At 67.4% G+C, this 841-nt stretch carries 1 pseudogene; it reads right to left on the bottom strand.

The window, feature by feature from the left end:
• Nucleotides 1–825: pseudogene (locus VBE63_RS30595) on the bottom strand (exodeoxyribonuclease V subunit beta); the annotation flags it as partial.
• Between the last annotated feature and the right edge of the window lie 16 nt (nt 826–841).

The following is an 841-nucleotide window of genomic DNA, read 5'->3' as shown; positions in this document are numbered from 1 at the left end:
AGTGGCCGCGAGCGCGGCGGCTTGGGCCTGGGCGCTCGGGTTGTCATCGGCGGGGGTGAGCGCAGCGGCCAGTTCACTGAGCAGTTCATCGAAGCCCATCTCGGCGCGGATGCGCAGGCGGCGCGGCAGCTCCTCGGCCAGCCAGTGCGCGGCATGGGCGAGGAGGCAGGCCTCGAGCGAGGGGGTTGCGTTGGGGTTGGCGGCATCGACGGCTTGTAGGCTCTGCTGCCAGGTGGCCAGGGCATCATAGACCAGGTGCTGGGGCTCGATCTTGACTGGGGCGTTTTGCTTAAAGACGAATGCGCCCCGAGCGAAATGCGGCAGCTGGGTTGGCGCCTGATCGCCCTGCGACCAGGCCCCGATCTTGCCGAGAACCTGCTCGAACCCTTCAGGCTTGGCGCTGCCGTGCTTCTGGCCGTTGAGATTGGGCCGCAGCTCGCGCAACTGTTCCTCAATCACAGTCCGCCCCTCACGCCACAGCCTGCGCGCTTCCTCCTCGGCCGCGCGCTGCCCGATCCGCGTGGCCAACGCCGTCTGCAGGCAGTCACCATCGAGCGGCTGACCCTGGTAGCAGAGTTGGGCATCGCGGCGTTTCAGCCATTCGCTGAGCTTGCCTTGCAGCGCCTCCGGAGAGGCGGCGACCTCGCGGATGCAGCGCGCCTCGGCGAGCGGGCGTCCATAGCAGTGCTTGCGCCAGTAATCGCGCAGGGTCTCGGCGATCAGGTCCTGCTGGTCCGTCACCAGGGTACGCTCGAACAGCCCGCCGGTGGCAAAGGCATGCTCGTGCAGCATGCGCTGACACCAGCCATGGATGGTGGCGATCATCGCCTCATCCATCCAT

Source organism: Lamprobacter sp. (genome assembly GCF_034860625.1).
Lineage (GTDB): Bacteria > Pseudomonadota > Gammaproteobacteria > Chromatiales > Chromatiaceae > Lamprobacter.
Note: the sequence above shows the minus strand (reverse complement) of the source record. Positions and strands in the feature narration are given on the sequence as shown.